A 22,695-nucleotide genomic window follows, 5' to 3' on the forward strand; every position below is an offset into this window, starting at 1 on the left:
TCGTATCGTTGAACCCTTCGGTTGAAGCTTTCACGCCGCCCGGCGGTGGTCCGTCGGCGTGATGCCCCGGACACGCTTGAAGGCAACGCTCAACGCGAAAGCGTTCGCGTAGCCGACCCGGCGGGCGATCGTCTCGACCGTGTCGCGGGTCGACCGGAGCTGGTCGGCGGCGAGCGCGATCCGCCAGCCGGTGAGGTAGCTCATCGGCGCCTCGCCCACCACGGCCGTGAACCGCCGCGCCAGCGACGCCCGCGAGATCCCGACGCGGTCCGCGAGCTCGGACACGTTCCACGGGTACGCCGGATCCTCGTGCAGCAACCGCAGCGCCGTACCCGCGACCGGATCTGTCTGCGCCCGGTACCACCCCGGCGCGTGCGACTCCGGCCGCGCGAACCACGCGCGCAGCGTGGTGATCAACGCCAGGTCGAGCCACCGATCCAGCACGCTCTGCTGCCCGGCCGCGTCCCGCTGGATCTCGCTGGTGATCATGTCCATCACCGACCCCGCGACCTCCGCCGCCGGGACGACGAGCACCGGCGGTAGTGCCGTGACGAGGCGGCGGCTGACGTCGCCCGCCACCTGATAGGTGCCGCTGGCAACCATCACCGCGCCGGACTTGCGACTGCCGTACGTCCGCACGCCGAGACGGGCCGAGTAGTCGACCGGTGCCCCCGGCAACGGTTCGCAGATGCCGCCGGGGTGGATCCGCAGCTGCGGCACGGTCCGCACCGAGTCGCCGACGACGTACGGCTCCGGGCCGGTGACGATCGCGACGTCGCCCTGCTCCATCCGCTGCGGCTCGATGCCGTCGCGGGTCACCCAGCCGGAGCCGCGCACCAGGGTCGCGAGGGCGAGCGGCGCCTCGTCCCGGATCTCCAGCGCCCACGGCAGATCGAGGATCGTCAGGTTGAACACCCCGTCCTGCGCCCGGGTCCCGGCCAGCAGTTCGTCGAGCACATCCATGCGACGAGGGTACGCCAGGCTGAGCGTCTCGGACATCGAATTGCGGCGTACGGCCATGGTTTGTCTCAATCCGCTGCGGTGGACTGGAGTCATGACACCGATCCTGATCCTCAGTGGCAAAGGCAAGACCGGCCGGCGCGTCGCCGCCCAGCTCGACGCGCGGGGCGTCCCGTACCGGTTGGCGTCCCGCTCCAGCGAGCCCCGCTTCGACTGGTACGACGAGGACACCTGGGCGGACACGATCCGCGGTACGGAGACGGCGTACCTCGCGCCCCCGGTCGGACCGACCGGGCTCGCACAGGCCTGCAAGTTCGTCCAGCAGGCCGATGGGCTGCGGCGACTCGTCCTGCTGTCAGGTCGCGGCGTCGGCAGCCCTGGACGCGACTTCGCCGTGTACGACGGTCAGCTCGAACTGGAGAACGTGGTGCGGGCGAGCGAGCTGGACTGGACGATCGTGCAGCCGGCCTGGTTCGCGCAGGGCTTCAGTGAGGACTTCCTGCGGTACCACGTCCTGGCCGGCGAGATCCGGTTGTCCGCCGGTACCGGCGGCGAGGCGTGGATCGACACCGACGACGTCGGCGACGTGATGACCACCGCTCTGCTCGACGAGTCGTACGTCGGCCGGACCCTCGCGATCTCCGGCCCGCGCACCCTCACCATGCTCGAGATCGCCGACGAACTGACCGCCGCGACCGGACGCCCGATCTCGTACGTCGACCTGGACCCGCAGGCCCATGTCGCGGAGCTGATCGCGCAAGGCCTGGCGCAGGAGGACGCCGACGCGATCCGCGACCTGTTCGCCGTCATCCGCAACCACCGCTCCGAGTACGTCTCGACCGGAGTGGACGAGGTCCTCGGCCGCCCACCCCGCGACTTCACCGCCTGGGCCCGCGAAACCGCGAAGACCGGTGTGTGGGCGGGCTGATTGCCGACGCCCAGGCCATCACAACTGCCGCATCGCGGCGGCCGCACGCTCAGCCCGCCCGTTGGCGGGCGATTGTGATGGGCTGGCGACCGGCCTCCCCGCCCACCTGAGGTGCGGGGAGGCCGCCAGTCAGCGGTGCTGCATCTCGGTCCACTCTTCGTGGGTGAGTTCCTGGAGCTCGGACGCGGGTGTCTTGGACTGGAGTTCGCTGCCTCCGCCGACGGCGCCGCCGCCGAAGACGAGGTTGGCCCAGTTGTTCTGGGCGATCAGGGTCGACGTGGTCTTGTCGCCATTGATGTCGGCCGCCGTCGTCGAGTCGGTGGTGTCGCCGTCACAGTTCCAGTCGATCGGCTGGTTGGCCGCGCCGGCCGTGGTCCGCGTTGTGCCGTTCGGGCACTTCCACTTGGTCAGGTAGCCGGCGCCCAAACTGCCCAGACCGACCCGCTCGTCGGGCCGGGCCTCGTTGATCGACGTCGGCTGGACGCTCGAGTAGCCCCAGTACTTGGTGCCGTCGGCCTTGAGTACACCACCGAGCTGGAACCAGTAGTTCATCACGCTCAGGTAATTCGGCTTGTAGTTCAGGTGGTCGGCGCCGCCGTGCTTCAGGCCGATGTTGTGCCCGAGCTCGTGGACGAACGTGCCGACGTTGATGTCGTCGGTCGCGTTCCAGTTGCACTTGGGGCCGACCGTGACGATGAACGTGTCGTTCGGGATGTTGAAGGCCTGGCCGCTGCTGCAGCCGCCGTCGTAGCTGTCACCCCAGAGCATGTAGTGGAAGACGGCCTTCCGCGCCGAGGCGAAGCTGGCCGTCTTGATCGCGGTGGTCTGGGTGCCCGACGGGTTGAGATCGGCGTCGTACGTGACCTCGTTGCCACCGCCGAGGTCGTACTTCGTCCCGCGCGCGGAGCCGGCGTCGAGGTGGATCGCCACACCGGTCGTGCCGTCCGGGTTGCTGACCGGGGCGGACGCGAAGACCTGCACGATCCGGTCGAGTGCCGCGGTGGTCGCGAGCCGTCCGGACATGTAGTCCATCTCGACGAACAGGTCCTTCTTCTTCGGGTTCGCGCCCAGCGCGGGCAGGTTCACGTCGACGACGCCGTCGCCGTTGGCGTCGTACCCGTTCGTCTCCCAGGTGTCGGGGAGCGAGTCGCCGTCGGTGTCGGTCGCGGCGGGGGCGACGGCGGGACTGACGCTGTCGGCTGGGGGAGTTGGTGCCGCCACCGCGTTCGAGACGGCGAGCGCGGTGGCGGCCAGGGACGTCAGTACGGCGAACAAGGCGGGGCGGGGCCTCATCAGATCTCCTTCGGGGCGGTGGGTGATCCGACCGCCACCGTAAGTGATTTCTACCGCTGAGGACGGCTCAGCCGGGTCACTGACTCAATTGGGTCAAGCGGCCGAGCGGAGCATTGCGCGGATGCCGACGGTCAGTCCGAGGGCCGCGGTCACGATCGCGGCCGCCCAGCCCCACAGCACCGCGCTGGACAGTACGTCGCCCGAGAACAGGCTCCGCTCCGCGTCGACGAGGTACGACAGCGGGTTGAACTTCGACGCGACCCGCATCCACCCGGGACCGGTCTCCAGCGGCAGCAGCATCCCGGACAGGATCATCAGCGGGAACAAGAACGTCTGCTGCACCACCCAGAACATCCAGTCCTGCTTGCGGACGGCGATCGCCAGCGCGTAACTGAACGACCCGAGCCCGACACCGAACACGCCGAGCAGCGCCAGCCCGACCACCGCACCGCCGACGTGCAGGTCGAACGCGAACGGCGTCATGACCGCGATCACGATCACGGCCTGCCCGAACAACGGCACCATCTCCTTCAGCGCCCGGCCGATCAGCAGCGACGAGCGGGACAGCGGCGTGACCAGCATCCGCTCGTGCGCACCGGTCTGGAACTCGAACAACAGGTTCGACCCGGTGGCCGACGTACCGAACAGGGTGGTCATCACCAGGATCGACGGCACGAACCACTGCCACACGCCGGCGTCGAACGCTCCGCCCATGGATCCCGCGAGCAACGGACCGAACAGGGCGAGGAAGATCAGCGGCTGGATCATCCCGAACAGCAGGCTGAACGGATCCCGCAGGACCGGCTTGAGCTCCCGGGTCATCACGATCCGGATGTCGCGCAGGAGGTTCCGCGACGGCTGGACCTCGGTCACGGCCGGGGTGGTGAGGGTGAGCGTGGTCATCAGGCTGCCTTTCCGTTGGAGTCTTCGCGCAGGCTGCGGCCGGTGAGGTTGAGGAATACGTCGTCGAGAGTCGGGCGGTGCACCTGCGCCGCCGCGATCGGTACGCCGTCCTGCTGCGCGGCGGTGACGAGTTCGGGGAGTGTCGCCGGACCGTCGGCGACCCGCAGGCTCAGCTCGTCGCCCACGGCAACGACCTCGTGGACCCCGGGCACCCGCTCGGCCAGCCGGCGCAGCTGCGAGATGTTGCCCGGAGCAACGGTCAGCGCGATCCGGTCGCCGGCCAGTTCGGCCTTCAGTGCGTCGGCGGTGTCGTCGGCGATCACCTCGCCGTGGTCCACCACGACCACACGCTCGGCCATCGAGTCGGCCTCGTCCAGGTAGTGCGTGGTGAGCACGATCGTCATCTCGTACTGCGCGCGCATCCGCAGGATGTGGTCCCACAGGTTCGCCCGGTTCTGCGGGTCGAGTCCGGTCGACGGCTCGTCCAGGAACAGCAGCGACGGCGCGTGCACGAGACCCATCGCGACGTCGAGCCGCCGCCGTTGGCCGCCGGACAGTTCCGACACCTTGCGCTGTGCCAGTTCGGTCAGCTCCAGGGCCTCGATCAGTTCGCCGGCGCGGAGCCGGGCGGCGCGGCGGTCGAGTCCGTAGATCACGCCCTGACCGGCCAGTTCGTCACCGGCCCGCTGGTTGTGCGCCGCGCCGTTGCCCTGGCCGACGTACCCGATCCGCCGCCGGACCTGGCTGGGCTGCGAGGTCACGTCGTACCCGGCGACCGTCGCGGTGCCCGACGTCGGGGTGATCAAGGTGGTGAGCATGCGCAGGGTGGTGGTCTTGCCGGCGCCGTTCGGGCCGAGGACGGCGACCAGTTCGCCGGGCTCGACGTCCAGGCTGATGCCGCGGACGGCGTGCACGGTCTCGGTACGGCTCACCACGAAATCCCGGGTGAGCGCTCGGGTGCTGATCACGGGTCGCTCCTTCGATCGGTTGATGAGGACGACGTTTCCAGGAGTAGCGGACAGGTTCTGGCCGCTACTCGTGGCAATCTGAGGTCATGTCCGAAACCTCTGCTCGACTCCTGGCGCTGCTGTCGCTGCTGCAGGCGCGACGGGACTGGCCGGGTGCTCTGCTCGCCGATCGGCTCGAGGTCAGTGCGCGGACGGTCCGCCGCGACGTCGACCGGCTGCGCGACCTCGGCTACCCGGTGCGCGCGACGAAAGGCCCCGACGGCGGTTACCGGCTCGACGCGGGGGCCGACCTGCCGCCGCTGCTGTTCGACGACGACCAGGCGATCGCGGTCGCGGTCGCGTTGCAGACCGCGACGAGTACGGTTACCGGGATCGAGGAGGGCGCGTTGCGGGCGCTCGCCACGGTCCGTCAGGTGATGCCCGCGCGGCTGCGCCAACGGGTCGACGCCCTGCAGGTCACCACGGTCGATCGCTACGCCGACCGCCGTACCACGGTCGACTCCGAGCAACTGATCGCGATCGGTACGGCGGTGCGCGCCCGTGAGGTACTGCGGTTCGACTACGCGTCACCTGGTGCGCCGGCGGACGAGTGGTTGCCGCCGCGGAAGGTGGAGCCGCATCACCTGGTGACGTGGGGCGGGCGGTGGTACCTGATCGGATGGGACCTGGACCGCAACGACTGGCGGACGTTCCGGGTGGACCGGATGACGCCGAAGACGCCGACGGGACCGCGCTTCAGTCCGCGCGAACTGCCGGCGCCGGACGTCGCGACGTACATCTCCAGCCGTTTCCGCGGGACGGATCAGAACCCGTGCCGCGGTGAGGCGATCCTGCAGGCGAAGGCGTCGGACATCGCGCAATGGGCCGGGCGGGGAGCGTTCGTCGAGGAGGTCACGCCGACGAGTTGCCGGCTCGTACTGAGCGCGTGGTCGTGGACCGGGCTCGCCGCGACGTTCGGGATGTTCGAATGCGATCTGGAGCTGGTCGGACCGCCGGAGTTGAAGGACGCCGCTGCGCAGTTGGCCGCGCGCTACCAGGAGGCCGTGTCATGAGTACCGAACTGATCGTCGCGGATGCGGTCGCCTGGCACGCCTGGCTCCAGGAGCATCACACGGAGAACGACGGTGTCTGGCTGGTGCTCGCCAAGAAGAACGTGATCACGCCGACGAGCCTCAGGTACGACGAGGCGCTCGAGGAAGCCCTGTGCCACGGGTGGATCGACGGGCAGCGGCGCGGGCGCGACGAGCAGACGTTCGTCCAGCGGTACACACCGCGGCGCGCGCGGAGCATGTGGTCGAAGCGGAACGTGGACCTGATCGCGCGGCTGGAGCGGGAGGGCCGGATGTACGCCGCCGGACGCGCCGAGGTCGAGCGAGCGAAGACCGACGGCCGATGGGACAAGGCGTACGGCGGGGCGAGCACGCTCGAGGTCCCGGATGATCTGGCGGCGGCGCTGGCCGCGGAGCCGAAGGCGCAGGCGATGTTCGAGATTCTGACCAGTGCCAACCGGTTCGGGGTGATCTACCAAGTGAACGAGGCGAAACGTCCCGAGACCCGGGTGCGCCGGATCGCGCGGTTCGTCGAGCAACTGGCGCGCGGCGAGACCCTCTACCCGCAGAAGCGAACGCTCTAGTCCTCGACGAGGTCGAGTGTTGCGTCCTGGCCGGCGGTGAGAGGGAAGTAGGCGATGAAGGTGACGCCCTCGTCCTCGGTGTCGAAGCGGGCGATCCGCTCGACGGCGGGCTCGTAGAACACGTCACCGGCGTACAGGACCCGCGGCTGGTCGCCGGCGGCCTGCTGGTAGATCGCCGACCCCGACACGATGTTGCCGAACACGGGACCGTTGTGGACGTGCGGGCCGAGCGCGGTGTGCGGGCCGATCGTGATCCGGCGGACCTCGACGCGCTGCACCGGCAGGGCCTCGGGCAGTTGCTGGTCGAGGACGACGACGCGGCTGATGGATGGGTTCATGGCGGCATCGTACATACCAATAGGTACAGAAGGCGAGTGCGGCTGTCGGCGGCGCCGGGGTGGGTTTGCTCAGTACAGGATCGGGTTGAGGGGAGAGGAGATCGTGTCGCCGGGCTGGTTGCCGGGCATCCAGGCGGCCAGGTCCGCCACCTGGTTGTCGTTCACCGGCGTGGTGATCTCCATCGAGGCGTCGACGTAGATCACCGTCATCACCCGGCGCGGGATATCGGTCGTGTTCGGCGGCGCGTGGTGGAACGTCCAGCCGAGGTGATAGCTGACCTCGCCGAGCTGGTACGGCTCGGAGACCTCCGGGAAGTTCTGCTCGGCCAGCGTCTCCTGCAGGACGCGCTCGGACTCGTCACTGATCGGCAGGTCGCGTCCGTACTCGAAGGTGTGGCTGCCGGCCGCGAACGACAACGGCCCCATCTCCATCGGCGTTTCCTGCAACGGGATCCAGACCGTCACGCAGCGGTCGGTGGCGAACGGCCAGTAGTACTGGTCTGCGTGCCACGGGGTGACGCCGCCGCCGGACTCCTTGTACAGCGCCTGGTCGTGGTACAGCCGCACCGACTGCACGCCGAGCAGTTGCGCCGCGATCCGCGCCAGCCGCGGCGACGACACGAACTCCAGTACGCGCTCGCTGTCCTGCCACAGGTTCGTCACCTGCAGGAACGCCTTGCCGTACGTGTCACGCTCCTCCAGCGGAAGCTGCTGCGTGTTCAATTCGATCACCTTGCCGGTGATCTCCGGCTCGAACTCCGCGATCGTCTCGGGGCTGAGCACGTTCTTCAGCTTCACGAAACCGTGCTCGCGGAAGTGCGCGAGAGCGGACCGGCCAAGGGTGTAGTCGGTCTCCAGCTCCGGGCGGGTCAGAGTCATGGGACAACAGGGTTCCTGCACCTTTCATCGCTGTAAAGATCAGTGATCAAATCTTTTCCCTTCGTGCACGTGCACCCGCAGGCGCGAAGGGAAGCAGTCAGGGCTGTACTGCGAAGCGGTCCAGTGCCTGCAGGATGAGGTCCTGGGTGCGCGAACCTCCTGCGCCGTGGCCCTCCTGCTCGACCAGATACAGCTCGGCGTCCGGCCACGCCTGGGCCATCAGCCACGCGATGTCAGGCGGGCCGCTGATGTCGAGCTTGCCGTGGATCAGTACCCCGGGAATCCCGGCGAGCCTGCCCGCCTCGCGCACCAGAACGCCTTCCTCCAGCCAGGCCGCATGCCCCCAGTAGTGCGTCACGAGCCGCGCGAACCGCAGCCGGAACACAGGATCGTCGTACGCCGAGTCCGGTCGCCAGTCGGGATGCGTGCGGACATGGGTGTCCTCCCAGTCGCACCAGTCGCGTGCGGCCTTCTCACGTACGGCGGGGTCGGGGTCGTGCAACAGGCGGCTGTAGGCGAGCGCGAGATTGCCGCCCCGCTGATCCTCCGGTACGCCGTCGCGGAAGCGGGCCCATTCCTCGGGAAAGATCCGGCCCATGTCGCGGGTGACCCACTCGACCTCGCGGCGGGAGGTATTCGTGACGCTGAACAGGACGACCTCCGAGATCGCCTCCGGGTGCTGCTCGGCGTACGCGAGCCCGAGCGTCGCGCCCCAGGACGCGCCCAGGAGCAGCCACTTCGAGATACCGAGCTGCTCCCGGAGTTGCTCGAAGTCCGCGATCAGGTGCCCGGTGGTGTTGGTTCTGAGATCCACGTCCGGCTCGGCCGCATCAGGTGTGCTCCGTCCGCAGTTGCGCTGGTCGACGAGGACCACCTTGTACCTGGCGGGATCGAAGTACCGCCGCCACCCGGCGCCGGCGCCGGACCCTGGGCCACCGTGCATACATCTAGAGCACTCCGGTGTACGTCAGGGCGAAGGTGGCGCAGGGGAGTAGGAAGAGGGTGGCGAGGGTGATGATGCCCTTGAAGGACTGGTGGGGGCCGATGAGTTTGCGGTACGCGGCGATCAGGACCGGGACCATCACGACCTCGAGCGGGAGCATGCTGCGCGGGATGATCGTCCCGGTGGCCGCGAGGATCACCGACAGTGCGGCTGCCGCGATCCAGGCGCCGTACCCGATCAGGTACGTCGTCCGCGCGCCGAAGCGGACCGCGATGGTCTGGTACCCGGCGGCGCGGTCCGCGTCCAGGTCGGCGAGTGTGGTGGGGAGGTAGAGCCCGACGGCGGCCAGCGTTCCCTGCAGGCCCATCAGCCACGGGAAGTCGCTCAGGTCCGGGTTGATCGCCGCCCAGCCGGCCAACGGCCCGAAAGCGCCCAGCGCCAGCGCGTTGACCGCGACGTCGAAGCCGGCGCGGGTCTTCAGCCGGACCGGCGGGACGGAGTACGCGTACCCGAGCAGTACGGCCAGGAGGACGCCCAGCGCGAACACGATCCCGACATGCAGGCTCAGTCCGACCGCCGCGACCGCAGCTGCGAAGGCCAGTCGCTTCGCTGCTCGCAGCGTGATCCGCCCGTCCAGCAGCGGCGACTTGGCCTTGCGCGGGTTGAGCCGATCGCTCGGCAGGTCGTACGCGTCGTTGACCGCGAGCACGGCGAGCCAGACGAGCGGTCCCATCACGACGGCCCCGACGATCAGCCGCGGCCACTCCTCGAACGGTGGGATCAGCCGATGGGTCGCGAGCAGGATCCCCGTGTAGTACGGGACGATCGAGACCACCCAGAACGCCGGCCGGCCCACCGCGATCACATCCCGGACCCGCGGTCCCCGTACCTGCACGTCCGTGCTCACATCACCACTGTCCTCCTGGAGCGGCGCACCTCGCTTCCCTCCTGAGGGTGAATCCCCTCACGATGTCTGCGATGTGCCGGTGGGGAACTCCTGGGTGCCCAGGACCCGGAGCAGGTCGAGGCGGTCCCGGCTCTCGACATCGGCGGGGGTGAGGACCAGCAGCAGTTGGCCCTGGTCGGGCGTCATCAGGGTTTCGCAGTCCATCACCAGGCGACCGACTTCGGGGTGCAGCACGGTCTTGCGATCGCCACGGCGTACCGCGACCTCGTGATCGGACCACAACGCTCGGAACTCGTCGCTCGCCGCCTGCAGCCGGTCGACCAACCCGGTGACCGTGGCATCGCCCGCGCGCCGCCCTGCCACCGCGCGCAGGTCGGCAACCAGTTGACGCGACTGGTGGTCCCTGTCCTCGGGAGGGCAGCCGTCGCGACCGTCGGCCTCGACGAACCAGCGGTGGACGAGATAACGCCGGTCGCCGGAGAGGTTCGTCTGGTCGCCGGCCAGCAGTACCGACATCCGGTTCTGGGCGAGAACCTCCCCGAGGTCGGAGAGCACCATCGCCGCGGTGTCGCCGAGCAGGTCGAGCATCCGGATCAGGCCGGACCGTGCCAGCCGCGCGACGCCGTCGGCGGGCGGTGGCTGGTGCCCCGCCAGATGAAACAGGTGGTTGCGCTCGTCGTCGGACAACCGCAGCGCCCGCGCCAGCGCCGCGAGCAGTTGCGTCGACGGCTGACTGCTTCGGCCCTGTTCGAGGCGTACGACGTAGTCCACCGACATCCCCGCCAGCATGGCGACCTCTTCGCGGCGCAGGCCGTTCGTCCGCCGCCGCGGGCTCTCGGTCAGGCCGGCCTCGGCGGGGCGGATCGCCGCGCGGCGCCGGCGCAGGAAGTCGGCGAGCTCGTCACGTTCCATGCGTCCATGCTGCCTCGCGGCCGGCACACCGAGCCAGGGAGCGGGACTCCCAGGATGAACGCTCCGCTACCGCGTCCGCCGTACCCGACCCAAGGTGGAGGAAATCGACCGAAGGAGATCATCGTGCAGACACGAACGCTCGGCAAGACCGGACCCACCGCCTCCGCGCTCGGCCTCGGCGCCATGGCGATGTCGGGCGCGTACGGCGAGTCCGATCGCGCCGAGAGCATCGCCACCGTGCACGCCGCACTGGATGCCGGCGTCACCCTCGTCGACACCGCCGATTTCTACGGGATGGGCCACAACGAGCTGCTGCTCGCCGAAGCGCTGCGGGGGCGGCCGCGGGACAGCTATCAGCTGAGCGTGAAATTCGGCATGCTCGCCGGTCCCGGACTGCAGTACTTCGGGGTCGACGGGCGTCCCGCGGCGGTGAAGACGTTCCTCGCGCACTCCCTCACGCGACTCGGCACCGACTACATCGACATCTACCGCCCGGCGCGGCGCGATCCCGACGTGCCGATCGAGGAGACGGTGGGCGCGATCAAGGACCTGGTCGACGCGGGGTACGTCCGGCACATCGGACTGTCCGAGGTCGACGCCGAGACGATCCGCCGGGCGCATGCCGTGCACCCGATCGCCGACCTGCAGGTCGAGTACTCACTGGTCTCGCGCGCGGTCGAGCCGGAGGTGCTGCCGACGCTCCGCGAGCTGGGCATCGGGATGACGGCGTACGGCGTACTCAGCCGCGGACTGATCTCCGGCCACTGGACCGCGGGTCACAGTGCGGGACCCGGGGACCACCGTGCCGCCAGCCCGCGCTTCACCGGCGAGAACGTCGACCACAACCTCGCACTCGTCGACGCCCTCCGCACGGTGGCCGACGCCAAGGGCTGCACGGTTGCCCAGCTGGCGATCGCGTGGGTGGCTGCTCAGGGCGACGACATCGTCCCGCTGGTCGGCGCCCGCTCCCGTCGACGTCTGAGCGAGGCACTTCCCGCGGTCGACGTCCACCTCACGTCCGACGATCTCGCGGCCGTCGAACAGGCCGTTCCCCGGGGAGCCGCCCGCGGCGACCGCTACCCGGCCGCCTTCATGTCCAGCCTCGGTGTCGGCAACTGACCCGGGCCCTCATGGTCGAAGCTGAGCCAAGGAGCCGGTTTCCAGCGCCACCCAGATCGAGTTGTCAGCGTCGAGAGTCAGGCCGTGCGGCTCGGAGTCCTTGCCCAGTGGGAACTCGTCGGTGATGTTGCCGTCGGCATCCAATCGCGTCAGGGCACTTCCTGCCCACAGCGTGAGCCAGCACCCGCCGTCGGGCGTCGCGGCTGCGGCGTGCGGCTTGGAGTCGGCAGGAAGAGCGAATTCCTCGATCTTCCCGTCGACCGTGATTCGCCCGGCACGACTCACGAGCAGCTCGGTGAACCAGACGCCGTCGGGACCCGCGCTGATTCCCACCGGACCGGCCGCAGGCGTCGGCAGGGGATAGGTGGTGACCTCGCCGCTCGTCGTCATCCGCCCGATCGCGTTGGCCTGGTTGAGCGTGAACCACAGGTCGCCGGCGTACGCCGTGATCATCCCCGGAAACGCGCCCGTCGTCCCGATCGGGTACGTCGACACGTGGCCGTCCACCGTGATCCGCCCGATCGCGTCGGTGCTCATCAGCGTGCACCACAGCGCACCGTCGGGCCCGACGCACAGTCCGTACGGCGCTCCGGCGAGCTCGACCGCCGACACCACACCGTCGTACCCGATCCGCCCGATCCGGTCGTCGCCGTTCCGGGTGAACCAGACGGCGTCGTCCGGTCCGTCGACAATCACGCTCGGGCGCGACTGCGGTGCGTCGAGGTCGAAGATCCGGCCCGAGACGGTCGCGACGAGGCCGGTGTGGACGAGGGTCGTCCACACCTCACCGCCGGCCGCGACCACGCCGTACGGCGCGCCGTCGACCGCGAATTCACTGACTGACACAGGTGTTCTCCTTCAGTTCGACGAGGGTCCCGCGCCAGCGGGAGATGAAGCGGCGGTCGTGGCTGACGACGACGAGCGCACCGGCGTACCGGTCCAGCGCTTCCTCGAGTTCCTCCACCAGGACGAGCGACAGGTGGTTGGTCGGTTCGTCCAGCAGGAGTACGTCGTACGGCGTGGTCAGTACTCGTGCCAGCGCGAGACGTCGGCGTTGGCCCGTCGACAACGCGCCGACCCGCGTCTGCAGCTGCTCCTGGCGGAACAGTCCGAGGGGCGCCGCGCCCGGATGGCGTGCGAGGGCCTGACGCAGGGTGTCGTCCGGTCGCGCTTCCTCCACGTCCTGCTGGAGGTAGCCGATCCTCCCGCTCCGGTCGACGTACCCGGAATCCGGTGGGAGCGTTCCGGCGAGGACGGCCAGCAATGTCGACTTGCCGACTCCGTTCGGCCCGGTGATCAGGACGCGACCACCAGCGGATACGTCGAGCGACATCGGCTGCAGTCGATCCGCGACCGCGACGCCGACCGCGTCCAGTCCGGCGGGCGCACCCGTCGTGCGGATCGAGGCGGTGAAGCGGAGCGGCTTCGCCGGCACCGGTGGCGGGTCCTCCTCCAACCGGCGCAGCCGCTCCTTCGCGTTGCGGATCTTGCTGCGCTCCGCCTCGTTGACGCGGCCGGTCTTCCGGTCGTACGCGACCTTGTTCCTGTCCGTCATCGGGCGTCCGTACGCGACCCGGTCGGCCGTGGTGCGGACGAGCACGCGCAGCTCCGCGACGTCGTCCTCCCATTGCTGCCGAGCCTGCTCCATCCGAGCCCGCTCCGCCGCCTTCTCGTGCAGGTAGCCCTGGAAGCCGTTGCCGTACCGCGTCACTCGATGCGTGTCGCCGTCGACCTCGAAGAGCGTGGAGGCGACCCGCTCCAGAAAGGCACGATCATGTGACACGACGACCGTCGTACCGCGCCGGGACCGCAGGTGGTCCTCCAGCCAGGTCGCGGCTGAGACGTCCAGGTGGTTCGTCGGCTCGTCGAGGAGCAGGATCTCCGGTGACGACGCGAGTACCGCGGCCAGGTGCAGCCGCGCGAGCTCGCCGCCGGACAGTTCGGACAGGCGCCGATCGCCGGGCAGCGTGGACAGCCCGAGCCCGTACGTCGCACGGGCGAAGCGGGCGTCGGCGTCGTACCCCTCCCGGAGCTCGAAGACGGTCTGCAACTCGCCGTACTCGCCCAGGACGTCGACCTGTCCCTCGGCGAGGAGGTCTTCGAGTTCGCGCAGCCGTGCCTCGATCCGGCGCAGGTCGGCGAGGGCGTGATCGGCCAGCGCCTGGACGTCGAGCTCGAGTGGCAGCGGGTTGTCCTGCGCCAGGAACCCGATGCTGCCGGCGGCGTTCACCGTGCCGTCGGTGGCGGGCTCGAGACCGGCCAGGATCCGGAGCAGGGTCGACTTGCCGGAGCCGTTCTCGCCGATCAGGCCGCTGACCTGTCCCGGCGGGAAGGCGCAGGTGACCCGGTCGAGGACCGGACGGTGGTCGTAGGACTTGGTGACGTCGTGCAGGGACAGCTGGGTAGACATGAGGATCCTCCTGACTCTCGCGGGTTCGTGATGAGCGAAACGGCGGGTCAGAAGATCACTGGCTACTCCCTAATGCGACGGACGTTGCGTTAAGATGATGCCATGACCGATGCGGTGCGCGCAAGGAGGCCGGGAGGACGGACGGCCAGGGTGCGGTCGGACGTGCTCGCGGCGGTCGAGGCAGAGCTGGCCGAGCACGGGTACGACGGCCTCACGATCGACGCGGTCGCGGCGCGCTCCGGCGTTCACCGGACGACGCTGTACCGGCGCTGGAAGACCGTGGCCGGCCTGCTGGTCGACCTCCTCGCGGCCGGTGCCGACGACTCCTGGGAGCCGGCCGACACCGGCTCGCTGGAGGGCGACCTGATCGCGGTCAACCGTGAGGTCCACGCCGCGCTCACGGCCCGCCCGTCGATCACCCAGGCGGTGATCGCCGCGTCGTTCCGTACGACGGAAGCGGCCGAGGCACTGACCCGCTTCTGGGAGGACCGCTACGCGCGCACCGCACTCGTCGTCGAGCGGGCCGTGGCGCGCGGCGAGATCCCGGCAGGCGTGGACGCGCATCAGCTCCTGCTCACCGCGACCGCGCCGCTGTACCACCAGCTGGTCCTGCTCCGGAAGCCGATGTCTCGGTCCGAGGCCGATCACCACGCGCGGGTCGCGGCGGCGTCGGTGCGCTAATTGCTTTGCCTGCGCGATCAGCCGCGCCGTACGGTGACAGCCCGCGCACGGAGGAGATTTCCATGAGCATCACGCTGCACGCACTGTCGGTCGATGCGAAGGATCCGGCCGGGCTGGCGCGGTTCTGGGCCGGCCTTCTCGGTTGGGAGCGGGCCGACGGGAACGAGCTGTTGCCCGACGAGAAGACCCCCTTCCGGCTGCGGTTCCTGCCGAGCGACGTCGAGAAGGATCGTGCGAACCAGATCCACTTCCACCTGACCAGCGAGACGCCCGAGCACCAGCAGGAGACGGTGGCGCGGGCGCTCGAGCTCGGGGGCCGGCACCTCGACATCGGGCAGCGGCCGGAGGAAGGACATATCGTCCTCGCGGATCCGGAAGGCAACGAGTTCTGTGTGATCGAGGCGGGGAACAAGTTCCTCGCTGACACCGCGTTCTTCGGCGAGGTGGCCTCGGACGGCACGCGGGAGGTCGGGTACTTCTGGAGCAAGGCGCTCGACTGGCCGCTGGTCTGGGACCAGAACGAGGAGACCGCGATCCAGGCGCCGACGGGCGGACCGAAGGTCGCCTGGGGCGGCGGGCCGGTCGCCCCGAAAGCACCGAAGAACCGGATACACCTCGACCTCGTCGTGCCCGCCGGCGACGACGTGGACGCCGAGGTGGAGCGGCTGATCGCGCTCGGTGCGACCCGGCTCGAGAGCGGCCAGGAAGGCGCCGCCGCGATCCCGATGGCCGACCTGGACGGCAACGAGTTCTGCATCCTGACCGCACCGCGAGAGTAGGCGCGGGATCGGTCGCGCGGTCGCGGTCAAGGCGGCGCAGGAGGGCGCGGCGGTCGCCTAGCCGGGCGGTCCCGGGTTGTAGGCGCAGGCCGAGGTCAGGTCCCCGGCGTCGGGCTTGGGTGTGGCGGTCTTGGGTGTGGTGGTCTTGGGTGTGGTGCGCGGCTGGGTCGCGGTGGACGGCGGCGCGGTGGTGAGTTTGCGCGGCGGCGTCGTCGTACGCCGGACCGGGGTGAGGGCCTGTGCCACGATCTCGCGCATACCGGCGTAGTTCGGGTTGCGGCCGTTCGGGAAGTTCTTCTTCTTGTCGAGGTCGATGTTGGTGATCTTCGCGGTCTTGACCCGCTGGCCGAGGGTGACGAGCGCGGCGAGCATGTTCTTCGGGATGTCGGTGCGGATCAGTTGCTCGCCGGCCTTCGCGATCGCGTTGTAGTTGGTGAGCACGTTCTGCGGCGTCGCGCGCTCCACGATCGCCTTGACCGTGCAGCGCTGCCGGGCCTGGCGGGCGAGGTCCGCGGTCGGGACCTTGTAGCGCCCGCGCGCGAACCACAGCGCGTCGGGCCCGTTCAGCTTCTGGTTCGGCCCAGGCTGCAGGTACCGGCTGGGCGGAATGTTCTTGTCGTCATTGCCGCCGACCGGGACCGGATAGTTGATGTTCACCGTGATCCCGCCGAGCGCCTCGACCAGCTGCGCGAACCCGGCCAGGTTGACCTGCACGTAGTAGTGGATCCGCAGCCCGAGCGCCTCGCCGACCGACACCTTCAGTACGTCCGCGCCCTCGTTGTCCGACGGACCGAGGATGCCGGGGTGCAGCTTCGGGATGTTCCGGTACATCGCGTCCAGGTAGAACTCCGGCTGCTCCTTCTCCCCGTTCGGGTTCCAGAACCCGGTCGGGTAGATCTTGTGCAGCGGCGAGCCGGCCGGGAACGGCATCCGCATGAAGTTCCGGGTCAGCGAGATCAGCGACGTGTTCCCGGTCCGGGTGTCGATACTGGCGACCATCACCGTGTCGGTCCGCGTCCCCTGACGGTCGTCGCCGTCGTCCGCGCCGAGCAGCAGAACATTCAGCCGGGGTATCTGTTTCCAGACGTCCTGGGTCGAGTTGATGGTCGGCCGCGTCTGGCTCCTCGACTCGCCGAACACCTTGTTGACCAGGTCCCGTTGCGCCATCAGCGTCTGCGCGCCGGTCGCCGTACTCACCGTCAGCGCGAAGCAGACCCCGCCGATGACCAGCGCCCCGAGCCCGCGTGAACCAGGTCCGGAGGTCAGCGGGCGGAGCATCTTGTACGACGTGACCAGAACGACGATCCAGGCGAGCCCGACAGCGGCCAGGCCGGCGATCATCCACAGCAGCCACGACGGATCGAGCGCCCACGAGATCACTGCGTCCCGCTGTCGCAGGCCGACGTACGCCGCGCCGCCGTACAGCGCGAGGCTGACGACGATCAGCACCGAGCCGAGCCTGGTCCGGCGAGCGACGAGGTACGCCGTACCGGGGAGCAGGATGCCGGCCAGGGCGATCGCCAGGGCGCCGAGGGCGGTCCGCCGCCGTGGACCCGAACGGCGTGCCCGCGTTGCGCGTGCCGCTCTGCTCGGGGTCATGCCCTCTACGATTCACCGACCCGGCAAAAAGTTGGCATCATCAACCAGGTGACCGACATTCAGGTACGACGGGCGCTGGTCAGACGAGCAGGGGCTGACGACGCGGAGTCCTTGGTCCGGTTGCGCGGGTTGATGCTCGCCGCGATGGGCAACGACATCGGCGGGCCGGACGCGCCGTGGCGGAAGACCGCGCTCGACTGGTTCGCCGAACAGCTCGCCACGCCGGACACGTTCGCGGCGTACGTCGTCGACGACCCGAACGCCGGCGTGGTCGCGGGCGCGGCGGGCAACGTGTACGTGCACCCGCCGGGCCCGAGGGACCTGACCACGATTCGTGGCCACTTGTACAACGTGTCCACCGAGCCCGCGTTCAGGCGGCGTGGGCTGGCACGGGCGTGTGTGGTCGCGCTGATGGACTGGTTCCGGGACGAGACCGGCGTCGGTCAGGTCGAGTTGCACGCGAGCGACGACGGCATCGAGCTCTACCGCGGCCTCGGGTTCATCGAGTCGACCTACCCGACGCTCCGCTTCCGGACCACCAGGGCGTAGCACCGCGGGCCCCTTCACGAACCGCAGCCGGGCGCCCGCCGACGTGGTTGCCTTACGCAACGTTGATGCGAAGGGCCGCCACTCGCCGGGCACGCCGTCCGGGTACGGCGCCTCGCCGCCCCACCACCCGTTGCCCTCGGCTGGTTGGCCGGCCAGGACCGTTCGCGCGGGCGGCAGGTCGTTCTGCGGCATGAGCGTGGCCACCCGCAGCAGCCGCAGGCCGCGGCGCAGGTCGGTCGCGTGCCGGGTCGCGTCGCCGGAACGGTTGCGTTGGGCATCGATGGTGAGCGGTGCCAGGTCCGCGGCGTCGCGGCGGCCGTTGATCCGGTCGTCGGCCGCGTCGTTGCAGGCGGCGAGTTTGTCGTCGACCGCGCGGCCGGGTGCTTCGAGCTCGGCCGGGTCGACCGTGCAGCGGCGCTCGTCGTCGTCCAGGTTCGGGAGGAAGATCGCGCCGCGGCCCGCGGTCCAGGTGGACTTGCCGGTGTCGTCGGCGCGGGTCAGCAGGCCGTCGCGGTCCACGTCGGCGGTCAGCCGGGGTGCGGGCGCCGTACCCCACGCGGTGAGCGCGGGGACGGCGGCGGTCGGCAGGGGTGTATCAAAACAGTAGGTGGAAATCCGGGCTCCACCTGTGGACGGAGGAGCAGATGGGGGCACAGTGGCAAGGAGACAGTGAGAACACGCCCGCCCGGGCGTGCCGTGAGGAGCTCACCGGATGCGCTGGACTGTGGTCAGATCGGTCGGACTCGCGATCGCGGCGGTGGTCGCGGTCGGGGCGATGTTCCAGTTACCCGCCAGCCCGTTCACGCGGCACGGGCTCCCGGAGCGCGGCGTCGTACCGGCGTCCGTCCAGTCGACCGCGCCGCTTCACCCGCTCACCCCGGCCGCGCCGCTCCGGCCGCTCCAGCCGCTCACCCCGGCCGTGCCGCTCGAGCCGCCCGCGCCGGAAGCGCCGCAGTCGGCGCCGCGGAGTGCGGCACCGGCGGAAGCGATCTCGTACCCGGTGGCGGGGACGCGGTCGTACGGCGTACTGCCCGGGGATCCCGCGGTGATCGGTAGGGCGGGGACTCTGCTGCGCTTCCAGGTCGCCGTCGAGGGCGGGATCGCGGGGATCGACCGGGCCGGGTTCGCGCGGTTCGTGCGGGTGACGTACGGCGGTGCGCAGGGCTGGGCGTCGCGCGGGGCGTGGCGGTTCCAGCAGGTCGGGCCCGGAACGAACTCCGACTTCACGGTCATGCTGGTCACGCCGGCGACGCGGGACCTGATCTGTGGTGGGGCGCCGGACCGGTACACGAGTTGCCGGATCGGGAACCAGGTCGTGCTGAACGTGGCGCGATGGGTGCACGGAGTGCGGGGGTACCGCGCGTCGCTGACGACGTACCGGCAGTACATGATCAACCACGAGACAGGCCACCGGCTCGGCCGCGGCCACGAGCTGTGCCGGGGGCCGGGCCGGCCGGCGCCGGTCATGCAGCAACAGAGCCTCGGCCTGCACGGCTGCACGGCGTACGCCTGGCCGTACCTCAACGGCCTCGCCTACGACGGCCGTCCGGGCCAGTACGACGACCCGATCCCTCACTCCTGAATGATCGACAACACGTTGCCCGCCGGGTCCTTGAACCAGGCGATCAACGGGCCCCCGCCGCGATGGATCCCGAGCTCGTCCTGAGTGTCGCCGTACTTCTCGAACGCGATGCCGCGCGCGACCAGCTCACGCGCCGTCGCCTCGATGTCGCCGACCGGGAAGTTCAGCACCGTGTACTCCGCCGGCACGTGGTTCTCCTTCGGATACACGAGGACCGGATTCCCGCCCGCGATCCGCAACTGCAGCATCCCGTTCTCCTCGCCGACGTCGATGCCCAGCGTCGTTCCGTAGAACTCCTTCGCCGCCGGGATGTCGTCCACCGAGAACCCGCTGAACGCCTTGGTGTCGTGAAACATCTGATGCCTCCTCAATTGGCCTGACACCAGCTACGTCGAGACTGAACGACGCGTTTCGACACCTACTCGTGCACGACCACCTCGGGGTGGACCGGGTTGACGGCGGCGGCCACGGAGGCTGACTCGAGGCCGTCGGCGACGGTGTGGAGGAGGCGGACGAGGTGGCCGGCGTCGGTCGGGCCGAGGATGCCGGTGATGACGTCGAGAACGCGGACGGTGAGGCCGTCGAGCTGGGAGAGGCGGGCCTGGCCCATCGCGGTGACGGCCAACGCCGGCGCGGTCCGGACCATGCCGAGCGCCTCCAGGTCGGCGATCGCGAGCTCCGCCTCGCCGGGTGTGATGCCGACCTGCTGGGCGACCGCGTCCGAGGTGCCGCGACCGTTCGCGATCGCGCTCAGCACCAGGGCCGCCGGCATCTTCATCCCGACCGCTTCCTGCAGACCGAGGATCAACGGATGCGCGTGACCCCGGACGCGCTCGACCGCGTCGAGCAGGCGGAGCGCGTCGCCGACGTCGCTGATCAGGTGCTCGGTCTGGACGGCCGCGATCCCCGCGGGGCCGGTCCGCACCGGCGAGGGCACGACACCCCCGATGACTCGCTCGGGCACGACGAGGGTGTTGGCCACCCGTGGCTCGTTCTCGGATCCCTTCGACGGCGGGCTGATGCGTGCGTCTTCGATGGTCACGCTGTCCAGCCTACGGAGCCCTTCCGACAGCTTCGGCGTGTCTTTCCTGAGGAATCCCTGTGAATCTCGCGACGTTGCTGACATACGCTCCGCCCATGCAGCTGCGTGCGAAACGGGCCCTGGTGATCGGTGGCGGTGGCGGCGGGATCGGCCGTGCGACGACCGAGGCCTTCGGCAACGAAGGTGCGGCGGTGGTGGTCGCGGACCTCGATCCGCGGCGCGCCGAGGAGGCCGCGGACGCGGTACGGGCAGCGGGCGGTACGGCATACCCGATCTCCGGTGACGTCCGCTCGGCGACCGACATCGAGGCGATGGTCGCGGGTGCGGTCGAGAAGCTCGGCGGGCTCGACGTACTCGTCACCGTCGTCGGCGGACAGGTCGCGTTCGTGCCCGCGGTGAAGCTGCACGAGATGGCCGACGAGGACTGGGACACGATCTACGAGGTCAACCTCCGGTACGTCGCCCGCGCGGTCCGGGCGGCGCTGCGCGTCTTCCTCGACCAGGGCACCGGCGGGACGATCGTCAGCGTCGGGTCGGTGACCGGGTTCATGGCCGCGCCGGAGCAGGCGGCGTACGGCGTGATGAAGGCCGGGCTGCTCAGCCTGGCCCGCACGGTCGCCGCCGAGTACGCGCGTGACGGGATCCGGATGAACGTCGCCGCGGCCGGCGCGATCGCCACCGCGGTCGCCAACGCGACGGTAGACGCCGAGGTCGTCGAGGAGATCCCGGCCGGCCGGTTCGGTCGCTCCGAGGAGGTGGCCGGCGCGGTGGTGTACCTCGCCTCGGACGCGGCGTCGTACATCACCGGGCAGCAGGTCGTACTCGACGGCGGCGTCTCGGTGCGCGGTCCGTTCGGGTAATCGAACATCTGCCCGAAGAACGGATTCCGGCACGGGCCGAAAAAGTTTTGCCGGTCGGCCAGAAATTCCGGATCCGGGCGTGACCTCGGCTCGGCGTTCTCCGTTGGATCTGACGTGACGGTGAACACAACACGGCGCATCGTCACCGCGCTCGCCCGCGTTTCTCGAGGCCGTCCACCCTTCGATGTAACAGCCAGGAGGACCAGTGACAACCGCCACCGCCACCCAGACCGTTGAGCGCCGACGTGTCCGTGTCTGGTTCGGTGAGCACGTGATCGCCGACTACAACGCCGAGCCGGCGTTGGCCGAGCGGTACGCAAACGCCATGAGCCGTCGGTTCGCCGGTCTGCGGGTCACCAACGACCCGATGCCGGCCGTCGACAAGCTCCCCGACCCCCTGCCCGGCGAGCGCATGTGGGACGTAGCACCCCGCTGACAAGGGCTCCGGTACCTTTCGCGTTCCGTCCTCACCAGACAACCCACGCGGAACGTCGCCAGGTCGAGTCGCCTCACCTCGACCACTCAAGGGCACCGGTCATCGGGCGGTAGGCGAAGGTGGCGCTCTGCTCCTCGCCTGCCGCCCGCTTTCTCCCCTGTAAATGCGCCTGACAATGCAAATCCCGTTCGCACCGGATCCCCCAGGTCCGGTGCGAACGTTTTTCACTTTCCGGCGTAGTACTCCGGTTTCATCTGGATGAGCTGGACGTAATTCCCGTCCGGGTCGATCACCGTCGCGAACCAGCCGATACCGCGGTCCTCCGGGTGCACCAGCCACTCCACCTCGAGCGTGCGCAGGTGCGCGGCCGCGGCCTCGATGTCGTCGACCGCGAAGTTCACGATGTGCCGGCCCGGCTCCGCGGTCTTGGCCGCGACGTCGTCGCGCTGCTCGATCACCAGACCGAACCCGCCGAGGTCCAGGTTCCCGTACCCGTCGACCTCCGCCCGGAAGCCGTCGCGGTACCACGCCTTCAACCGCTCGGCGTCGGTACTCCCGAGCAGCATGCTGTTCAGAACAGGCTTCCCCACGATCTCTCCTCTCACTGACACTGACAACGGGTACGTCGGACCCGTCGGCCGGTTCTCGACATGACCTGCTCGGCTCGGATGATGGAGCGATGAAGTTCACCGCCGAACTGCTGGCCACGGGCAAGAACACCGCCGGCTTCGAAGTACCCGAGCCGGTCGTCGAGGCACTCGGCGGCGGCGCCCGCCCGAAGGTCAGCGTCACCGTCAACGGATTCACCTTCCGTACGTCGATCGCGCGCATGGGCGGCCGGTACCTGCTAGGCGTCAGCGCGGACCGCCGCGCCGAGGCAGGCGTCGCGGCAGGCGACGTACTGGAGATCGACGTCGAACTCGACACAGCTCCCCGAGAACTCGACCTCCTCCACACCCACCGCGCCCGCTGAC

General features: G+C 69.6%; 26 protein-coding genes. 11 read left to right on the top strand and 15 right to left on the bottom strand.

The genetic code is table 11. The features are described from left to right. Nucleotides 1-30: 30 nt before the first annotated feature. Entirely contained in the window at nt 31-963 is a 933-nt protein-coding gene (locus BJY22_RS06540) for an AraC family transcriptional regulator (protein ID WP_167204392.1), read from the bottom strand. Between the two features lie 91 nt (nt 964-1,054). Between BJY22_RS06540 and BJY22_RS06545 the strand changes: the two genes are divergently transcribed. After that, nucleotides 1,055-1,888 (top strand): NAD(P)H-binding protein, encoded by an 834-nt coding sequence (locus BJY22_RS06545; protein ID WP_167204394.1) that lies wholly within the window; start codon nt 1,055-1,057, stop codon nt 1,886-1,888. A 129-nt stretch (nt 1,889-2,017) separates the two neighbouring features. Here BJY22_RS06545 and BJY22_RS06550 read toward each other — a convergent pair whose 3' ends face one another. The 3 genes from BJY22_RS06550 to BJY22_RS06560 form a co-directional block, all read right to left on the bottom strand. Beyond that, on the bottom strand, nt 2,018-3,181 hold the full coding sequence (locus BJY22_RS06550; protein WP_167204396.1) for a zinc metalloprotease: 1,164 nt from the start codon (nt 3,179-3,181) through the stop codon (nt 2,018-2,020). A gap of 93 nt (nt 3,182-3,274) precedes the next feature. Beyond that, complete coding sequence (locus tag BJY22_RS06555; protein WP_167204397.1) at nt 3,275-4,084, bottom strand: ABC transporter permease; 810 nt, start codon at nt 4,082-4,084, stop codon at nt 3,275-3,277. Further along, entirely contained in the window at nt 4,084-5,052 is a 969-nt protein-coding gene (locus BJY22_RS06560) for an ATP-binding cassette domain-containing protein (protein ID WP_337758290.1), read from the bottom strand. Before BJY22_RS06560 ends, BJY22_RS06555 begins: the two co-directional genes overlap by 1 nt. Nucleotides 5,053-5,138: 86 nt before the next feature. On the opposite strand from BJY22_RS06560, the gene BJY22_RS06565 reads away from it, so the two are divergent. Both BJY22_RS06565 and BJY22_RS06570 read left to right on the top strand, forming a co-directional pair. Next, the gene (locus BJY22_RS06565; protein ID WP_167204399.1) at nt 5,139-6,104 is read left to right on the top strand and encodes a helix-turn-helix transcriptional regulator; all 966 of its coding nucleotides are present in this window, start codon (nt 5,139-5,141) and stop codon (nt 6,102-6,104) included. Further along, nucleotides 6,101-6,685: a YdeI/OmpD-associated family protein gene (locus BJY22_RS06570; RefSeq protein WP_167204401.1), complete on the top strand. Its 585-nt coding sequence runs from the start codon at nt 6,101-6,103 to the stop codon at nt 6,683-6,685. The genes BJY22_RS06565 and BJY22_RS06570 overlap by 4 nt, the downstream gene beginning before the upstream one ends. Here BJY22_RS06570 and BJY22_RS06575 read toward each other — a convergent pair. The 5 genes from BJY22_RS06575 to BJY22_RS06595 all read right to left on the bottom strand — a co-directional run bounded on the left by BJY22_RS06575 (nt 6,682) and on the right by BJY22_RS06595 (nt 10,664). Beyond that, the gene (locus BJY22_RS06575) at nt 6,682-7,023 is read right to left on the bottom strand and encodes a cupin domain-containing protein (RefSeq protein ID WP_167204403.1); all 342 of its coding nucleotides are present in this window, start codon (nt 7,021-7,023) and stop codon (nt 6,682-6,684) included. The genes BJY22_RS06570 and BJY22_RS06575 overlap by 4 nt on opposite strands. 69 nt (nt 7,024-7,092) lie before the next feature. Beyond that, entirely contained in the window at nt 7,093-7,902 is an 810-nt protein-coding gene (locus BJY22_RS06580) for a phytanoyl-CoA dioxygenase family protein (protein WP_167204405.1), read from the bottom strand. A gap of 97 nt (nt 7,903-7,999) precedes the next feature. Then, entirely contained in the window at nt 8,000-8,845 is an 846-nt protein-coding gene (locus BJY22_RS06585; RefSeq protein ID WP_167204407.1) for an alpha/beta fold hydrolase, read from the bottom strand. Between the two features lie 4 nt (nt 8,846-8,849). Further along, nucleotides 8,850-9,752 (bottom strand): UbiA family prenyltransferase, encoded by a 903-nt coding sequence (locus tag BJY22_RS06590; protein WP_167204409.1) that lies wholly within the window; start codon nt 9,750-9,752, stop codon nt 8,850-8,852. A gap of 57 nt (nt 9,753-9,809) precedes the next feature. Then, entirely contained in the window at nt 9,810-10,664 is an 855-nt protein-coding gene (locus BJY22_RS06595) for a helix-turn-helix transcriptional regulator (protein WP_167204411.1), read from the bottom strand. Nucleotides 10,665-10,787: 123 nt separating this feature from the next. Between BJY22_RS06595 and BJY22_RS06600 the strand changes: the two genes are divergently transcribed. Then, nucleotides 10,788-11,783 carry an aldo/keto reductase gene (locus BJY22_RS06600; RefSeq protein WP_167204413.1) on the top strand — a complete coding sequence of 332 codons (996 nt, stop codon included), beginning with the start codon at nt 10,788-10,790 and terminating at the stop codon, nt 11,781-11,783. 9 nt (nt 11,784-11,792) lie between these two features. On the opposite strand, the gene BJY22_RS06605 is transcribed toward BJY22_RS06600, so the two are convergent. Together BJY22_RS06605 and BJY22_RS06610 are read right to left on the bottom strand one after the other, a co-directional pair. Next, a complete protein-coding gene (locus BJY22_RS06605; RefSeq protein WP_167204415.1) occupies nt 11,793-12,629 on the bottom strand; it encodes a Vgb family protein in 837 nt (278 codons plus the stop codon). Further along, nucleotides 12,616-14,193 carry an ABC-F family ATP-binding cassette domain-containing protein gene (locus BJY22_RS06610; RefSeq protein WP_167204417.1) on the bottom strand — a complete coding sequence of 526 codons (1,578 nt, stop codon included), beginning with the start codon at nt 14,191-14,193 and terminating at the stop codon, nt 12,616-12,618. The genes BJY22_RS06605 and BJY22_RS06610 overlap by 14 nt, the downstream gene beginning before the upstream one ends. 102 nt (nt 14,194-14,295) lie before the next feature. On the opposite strand from BJY22_RS06610, the gene BJY22_RS06615 reads away from it, so the two are divergent. Both BJY22_RS06615 and BJY22_RS06620 read left to right on the top strand, forming a co-directional pair. Continuing rightward, on the top strand, nt 14,296-14,874 hold the full coding sequence (locus BJY22_RS06615) for a TetR/AcrR family transcriptional regulator (protein ID WP_167204419.1): 579 nt from the start codon (nt 14,296-14,298) through the stop codon (nt 14,872-14,874). A 62-nt stretch (nt 14,875-14,936) separates the two neighbouring features. After that, a complete protein-coding gene (locus tag BJY22_RS06620; protein WP_167204421.1) occupies nt 14,937-15,653 on the top strand; it encodes a VOC family protein in 717 nt (238 codons plus the stop codon). 57 nt (nt 15,654-15,710) lie between these two features. Here BJY22_RS06620 and BJY22_RS06625 read toward each other — a convergent pair whose 3' ends face one another. Beyond that, nucleotides 15,711-17,252, bottom strand: a complete 1,542-nt coding sequence (locus BJY22_RS06625; RefSeq protein ID WP_167204423.1) for an LCP family protein — start codon at nt 17,250-17,252, stop codon at nt 15,711-15,713. Nucleotides 17,253-17,300: 48 nt separating this feature from the next. Between BJY22_RS06625 and BJY22_RS06630 the strand changes: the two genes are divergently transcribed. Beyond that, nucleotides 17,301-17,801 carry a GNAT family N-acetyltransferase gene (locus BJY22_RS06630; RefSeq protein ID WP_167204425.1) on the top strand — a complete coding sequence of 167 codons (501 nt, stop codon included), beginning with the start codon at nt 17,301-17,303 and terminating at the stop codon, nt 17,799-17,801. A 712-nt stretch (nt 17,802-18,513) separates the two neighbouring features. Beyond that, nucleotides 18,514-19,383: a DUF3152 domain-containing protein gene (locus tag BJY22_RS06635; RefSeq protein ID WP_238350301.1), complete on the top strand. Its 870-nt coding sequence runs from the start codon at nt 18,514-18,516 to the stop codon at nt 19,381-19,383. Here the strand turns inward: BJY22_RS06635 and BJY22_RS06640 are convergent. Beyond that, a complete protein-coding gene (locus BJY22_RS06640; protein ID WP_167204427.1) occupies nt 19,374-19,739 on the bottom strand; it encodes a VOC family protein in 366 nt (121 codons plus the stop codon). The two genes, BJY22_RS06635 and BJY22_RS06640, sit on opposite strands and share 10 nt — an antisense overlap. Before the next feature lie 62 nt (nt 19,740-19,801). Next, a complete protein-coding gene (locus BJY22_RS06645; protein WP_238350302.1) occupies nt 19,802-20,425 on the bottom strand; it encodes a MarR family transcriptional regulator in 624 nt (207 codons plus the stop codon). A gap of 95 nt (nt 20,426-20,520) precedes the next feature. On the opposite strand from BJY22_RS06645, the gene BJY22_RS06650 reads away from it, so the two are divergent. Beyond that, nucleotides 20,521-21,285 (top strand): SDR family NAD(P)-dependent oxidoreductase, encoded by a 765-nt coding sequence (locus BJY22_RS06650; RefSeq protein ID WP_167204429.1) that lies wholly within the window; start codon nt 20,521-20,523, stop codon nt 21,283-21,285. A gap of 205 nt (nt 21,286-21,490) precedes the next feature. Further along, complete coding sequence (locus BJY22_RS06655) at nt 21,491-21,721, top strand: hypothetical protein (protein WP_167204431.1); 231 nt, start codon at nt 21,491-21,493, stop codon at nt 21,719-21,721. 224 nt (nt 21,722-21,945) lie between these two features. On the opposite strand, the gene BJY22_RS06660 is transcribed toward BJY22_RS06655, so the two are convergent. Next, on the bottom strand, nt 21,946-22,311 hold the full coding sequence (locus BJY22_RS06660; RefSeq protein ID WP_337758293.1) for a VOC family protein: 366 nt from the start codon (nt 22,309-22,311) through the stop codon (nt 21,946-21,948). 89 nt (nt 22,312-22,400) lie between these two features. Here BJY22_RS06660 and BJY22_RS06665 point away from each other — a divergent pair, with 89 nt between their 5' ends. Then, nucleotides 22,401-22,694 carry a DUF1905 domain-containing protein gene (locus BJY22_RS06665; RefSeq protein WP_167204433.1) on the top strand — a complete coding sequence of 98 codons (294 nt, stop codon included), beginning with the start codon at nt 22,401-22,403 and terminating at the stop codon, nt 22,692-22,694. Nucleotide 22,695: the final 1 nt, after the last annotated feature.

Source organism: Kribbella shirazensis (assembly GCF_011761605.1).
GTDB classification, from domain to species: Bacteria; Actinomycetota; Actinomycetes; order Propionibacteriales; family Kribbellaceae; genus Kribbella; species Kribbella shirazensis.

Bases quoted from the DNA above. Each gene is read 5' to 3' on its own strand.
- BJY22_RS06595 (WP_167204411.1), bottom strand. From the start codon at position 10,664: ATGGAACGTGACGAGCTCGCCGACTTCCTGCGCCGGCGCCGCGCGGCG.
- BJY22_RS06555 (WP_167204397.1), bottom strand. From the start codon at position 4,084: ATGACCACGCTCACCCTCACCACCCCGGCCGTGACCGAGGTCCAGCCG.
- BJY22_RS06545 (WP_167204394.1), top strand. From the start codon at position 1,055: ATGACACCGATCCTGATCCTCAGTGGCAAAGGCAAGACCGGCCGGCGC.
- BJY22_RS06615 (WP_167204419.1), top strand. From the start codon at position 14,296: ATGACCGATGCGGTGCGCGCAAGGAGGCCGGGAGGACGGACGGCCAGG.
- BJY22_RS06625 (WP_167204423.1), bottom strand. From the start codon at position 17,252: ATGACCCCGAGCAGAGCGGCACGCGCAACGCGGGCACGCCGTTCGGGT.
- BJY22_RS06580 (WP_167204405.1), bottom strand. From the start codon at position 7,902: ATGACTCTGACCCGCCCGGAGCTGGAGACCGACTACACCCTTGGCCGG.
- BJY22_RS06635 (WP_238350301.1), top strand. From the start codon at position 18,514: ATGCGCTGGACTGTGGTCAGATCGGTCGGACTCGCGATCGCGGCGGTG.
- BJY22_RS06665 (WP_167204433.1), top strand. From the start codon at position 22,401: ATGAAGTTCACCGCCGAACTGCTGGCCACGGGCAAGAACACCGCCGGC.
- BJY22_RS06575 (WP_167204403.1), bottom strand. From the start codon at position 7,023: ATGAACCCATCCATCAGCCGCGTCGTCGTCCTCGACCAGCAACTGCCC.
- BJY22_RS06585 (WP_167204407.1), bottom strand. From the start codon at position 8,845: ATGCACGGTGGCCCAGGGTCCGGCGCCGGCGCCGGGTGGCGGCGGTAC.
- BJY22_RS06570 (WP_167204401.1), top strand. From the start codon at position 6,101: ATGAGTACCGAACTGATCGTCGCGGATGCGGTCGCCTGGCACGCCTGG.
- BJY22_RS06640 (WP_167204427.1), bottom strand. From the start codon at position 19,739: ATGTTTCACGACACCAAGGCGTTCAGCGGGTTCTCGGTGGACGACATC.
- BJY22_RS06610 (WP_167204417.1), bottom strand. From the start codon at position 14,193: ATGTCTACCCAGCTGTCCCTGCACGACGTCACCAAGTCCTACGACCAC.
- BJY22_RS06650 (WP_167204429.1), top strand. From the start codon at position 20,521: ATGCAGCTGCGTGCGAAACGGGCCCTGGTGATCGGTGGCGGTGGCGGC.
- BJY22_RS06565 (WP_167204399.1), top strand. From the start codon at position 5,139: ATGTCCGAAACCTCTGCTCGACTCCTGGCGCTGCTGTCGCTGCTGCAG.
- BJY22_RS06540 (WP_167204392.1), bottom strand. From the start codon at position 963: ATGGATGTGCTCGACGAACTGCTGGCCGGGACCCGGGCGCAGGACGGG.
- BJY22_RS06620 (WP_167204421.1), top strand. From the start codon at position 14,937: ATGAGCATCACGCTGCACGCACTGTCGGTCGATGCGAAGGATCCGGCC.
- BJY22_RS06550 (WP_167204396.1), bottom strand. From the start codon at position 3,181: ATGAGGCCCCGCCCCGCCTTGTTCGCCGTACTGACGTCCCTGGCCGCC.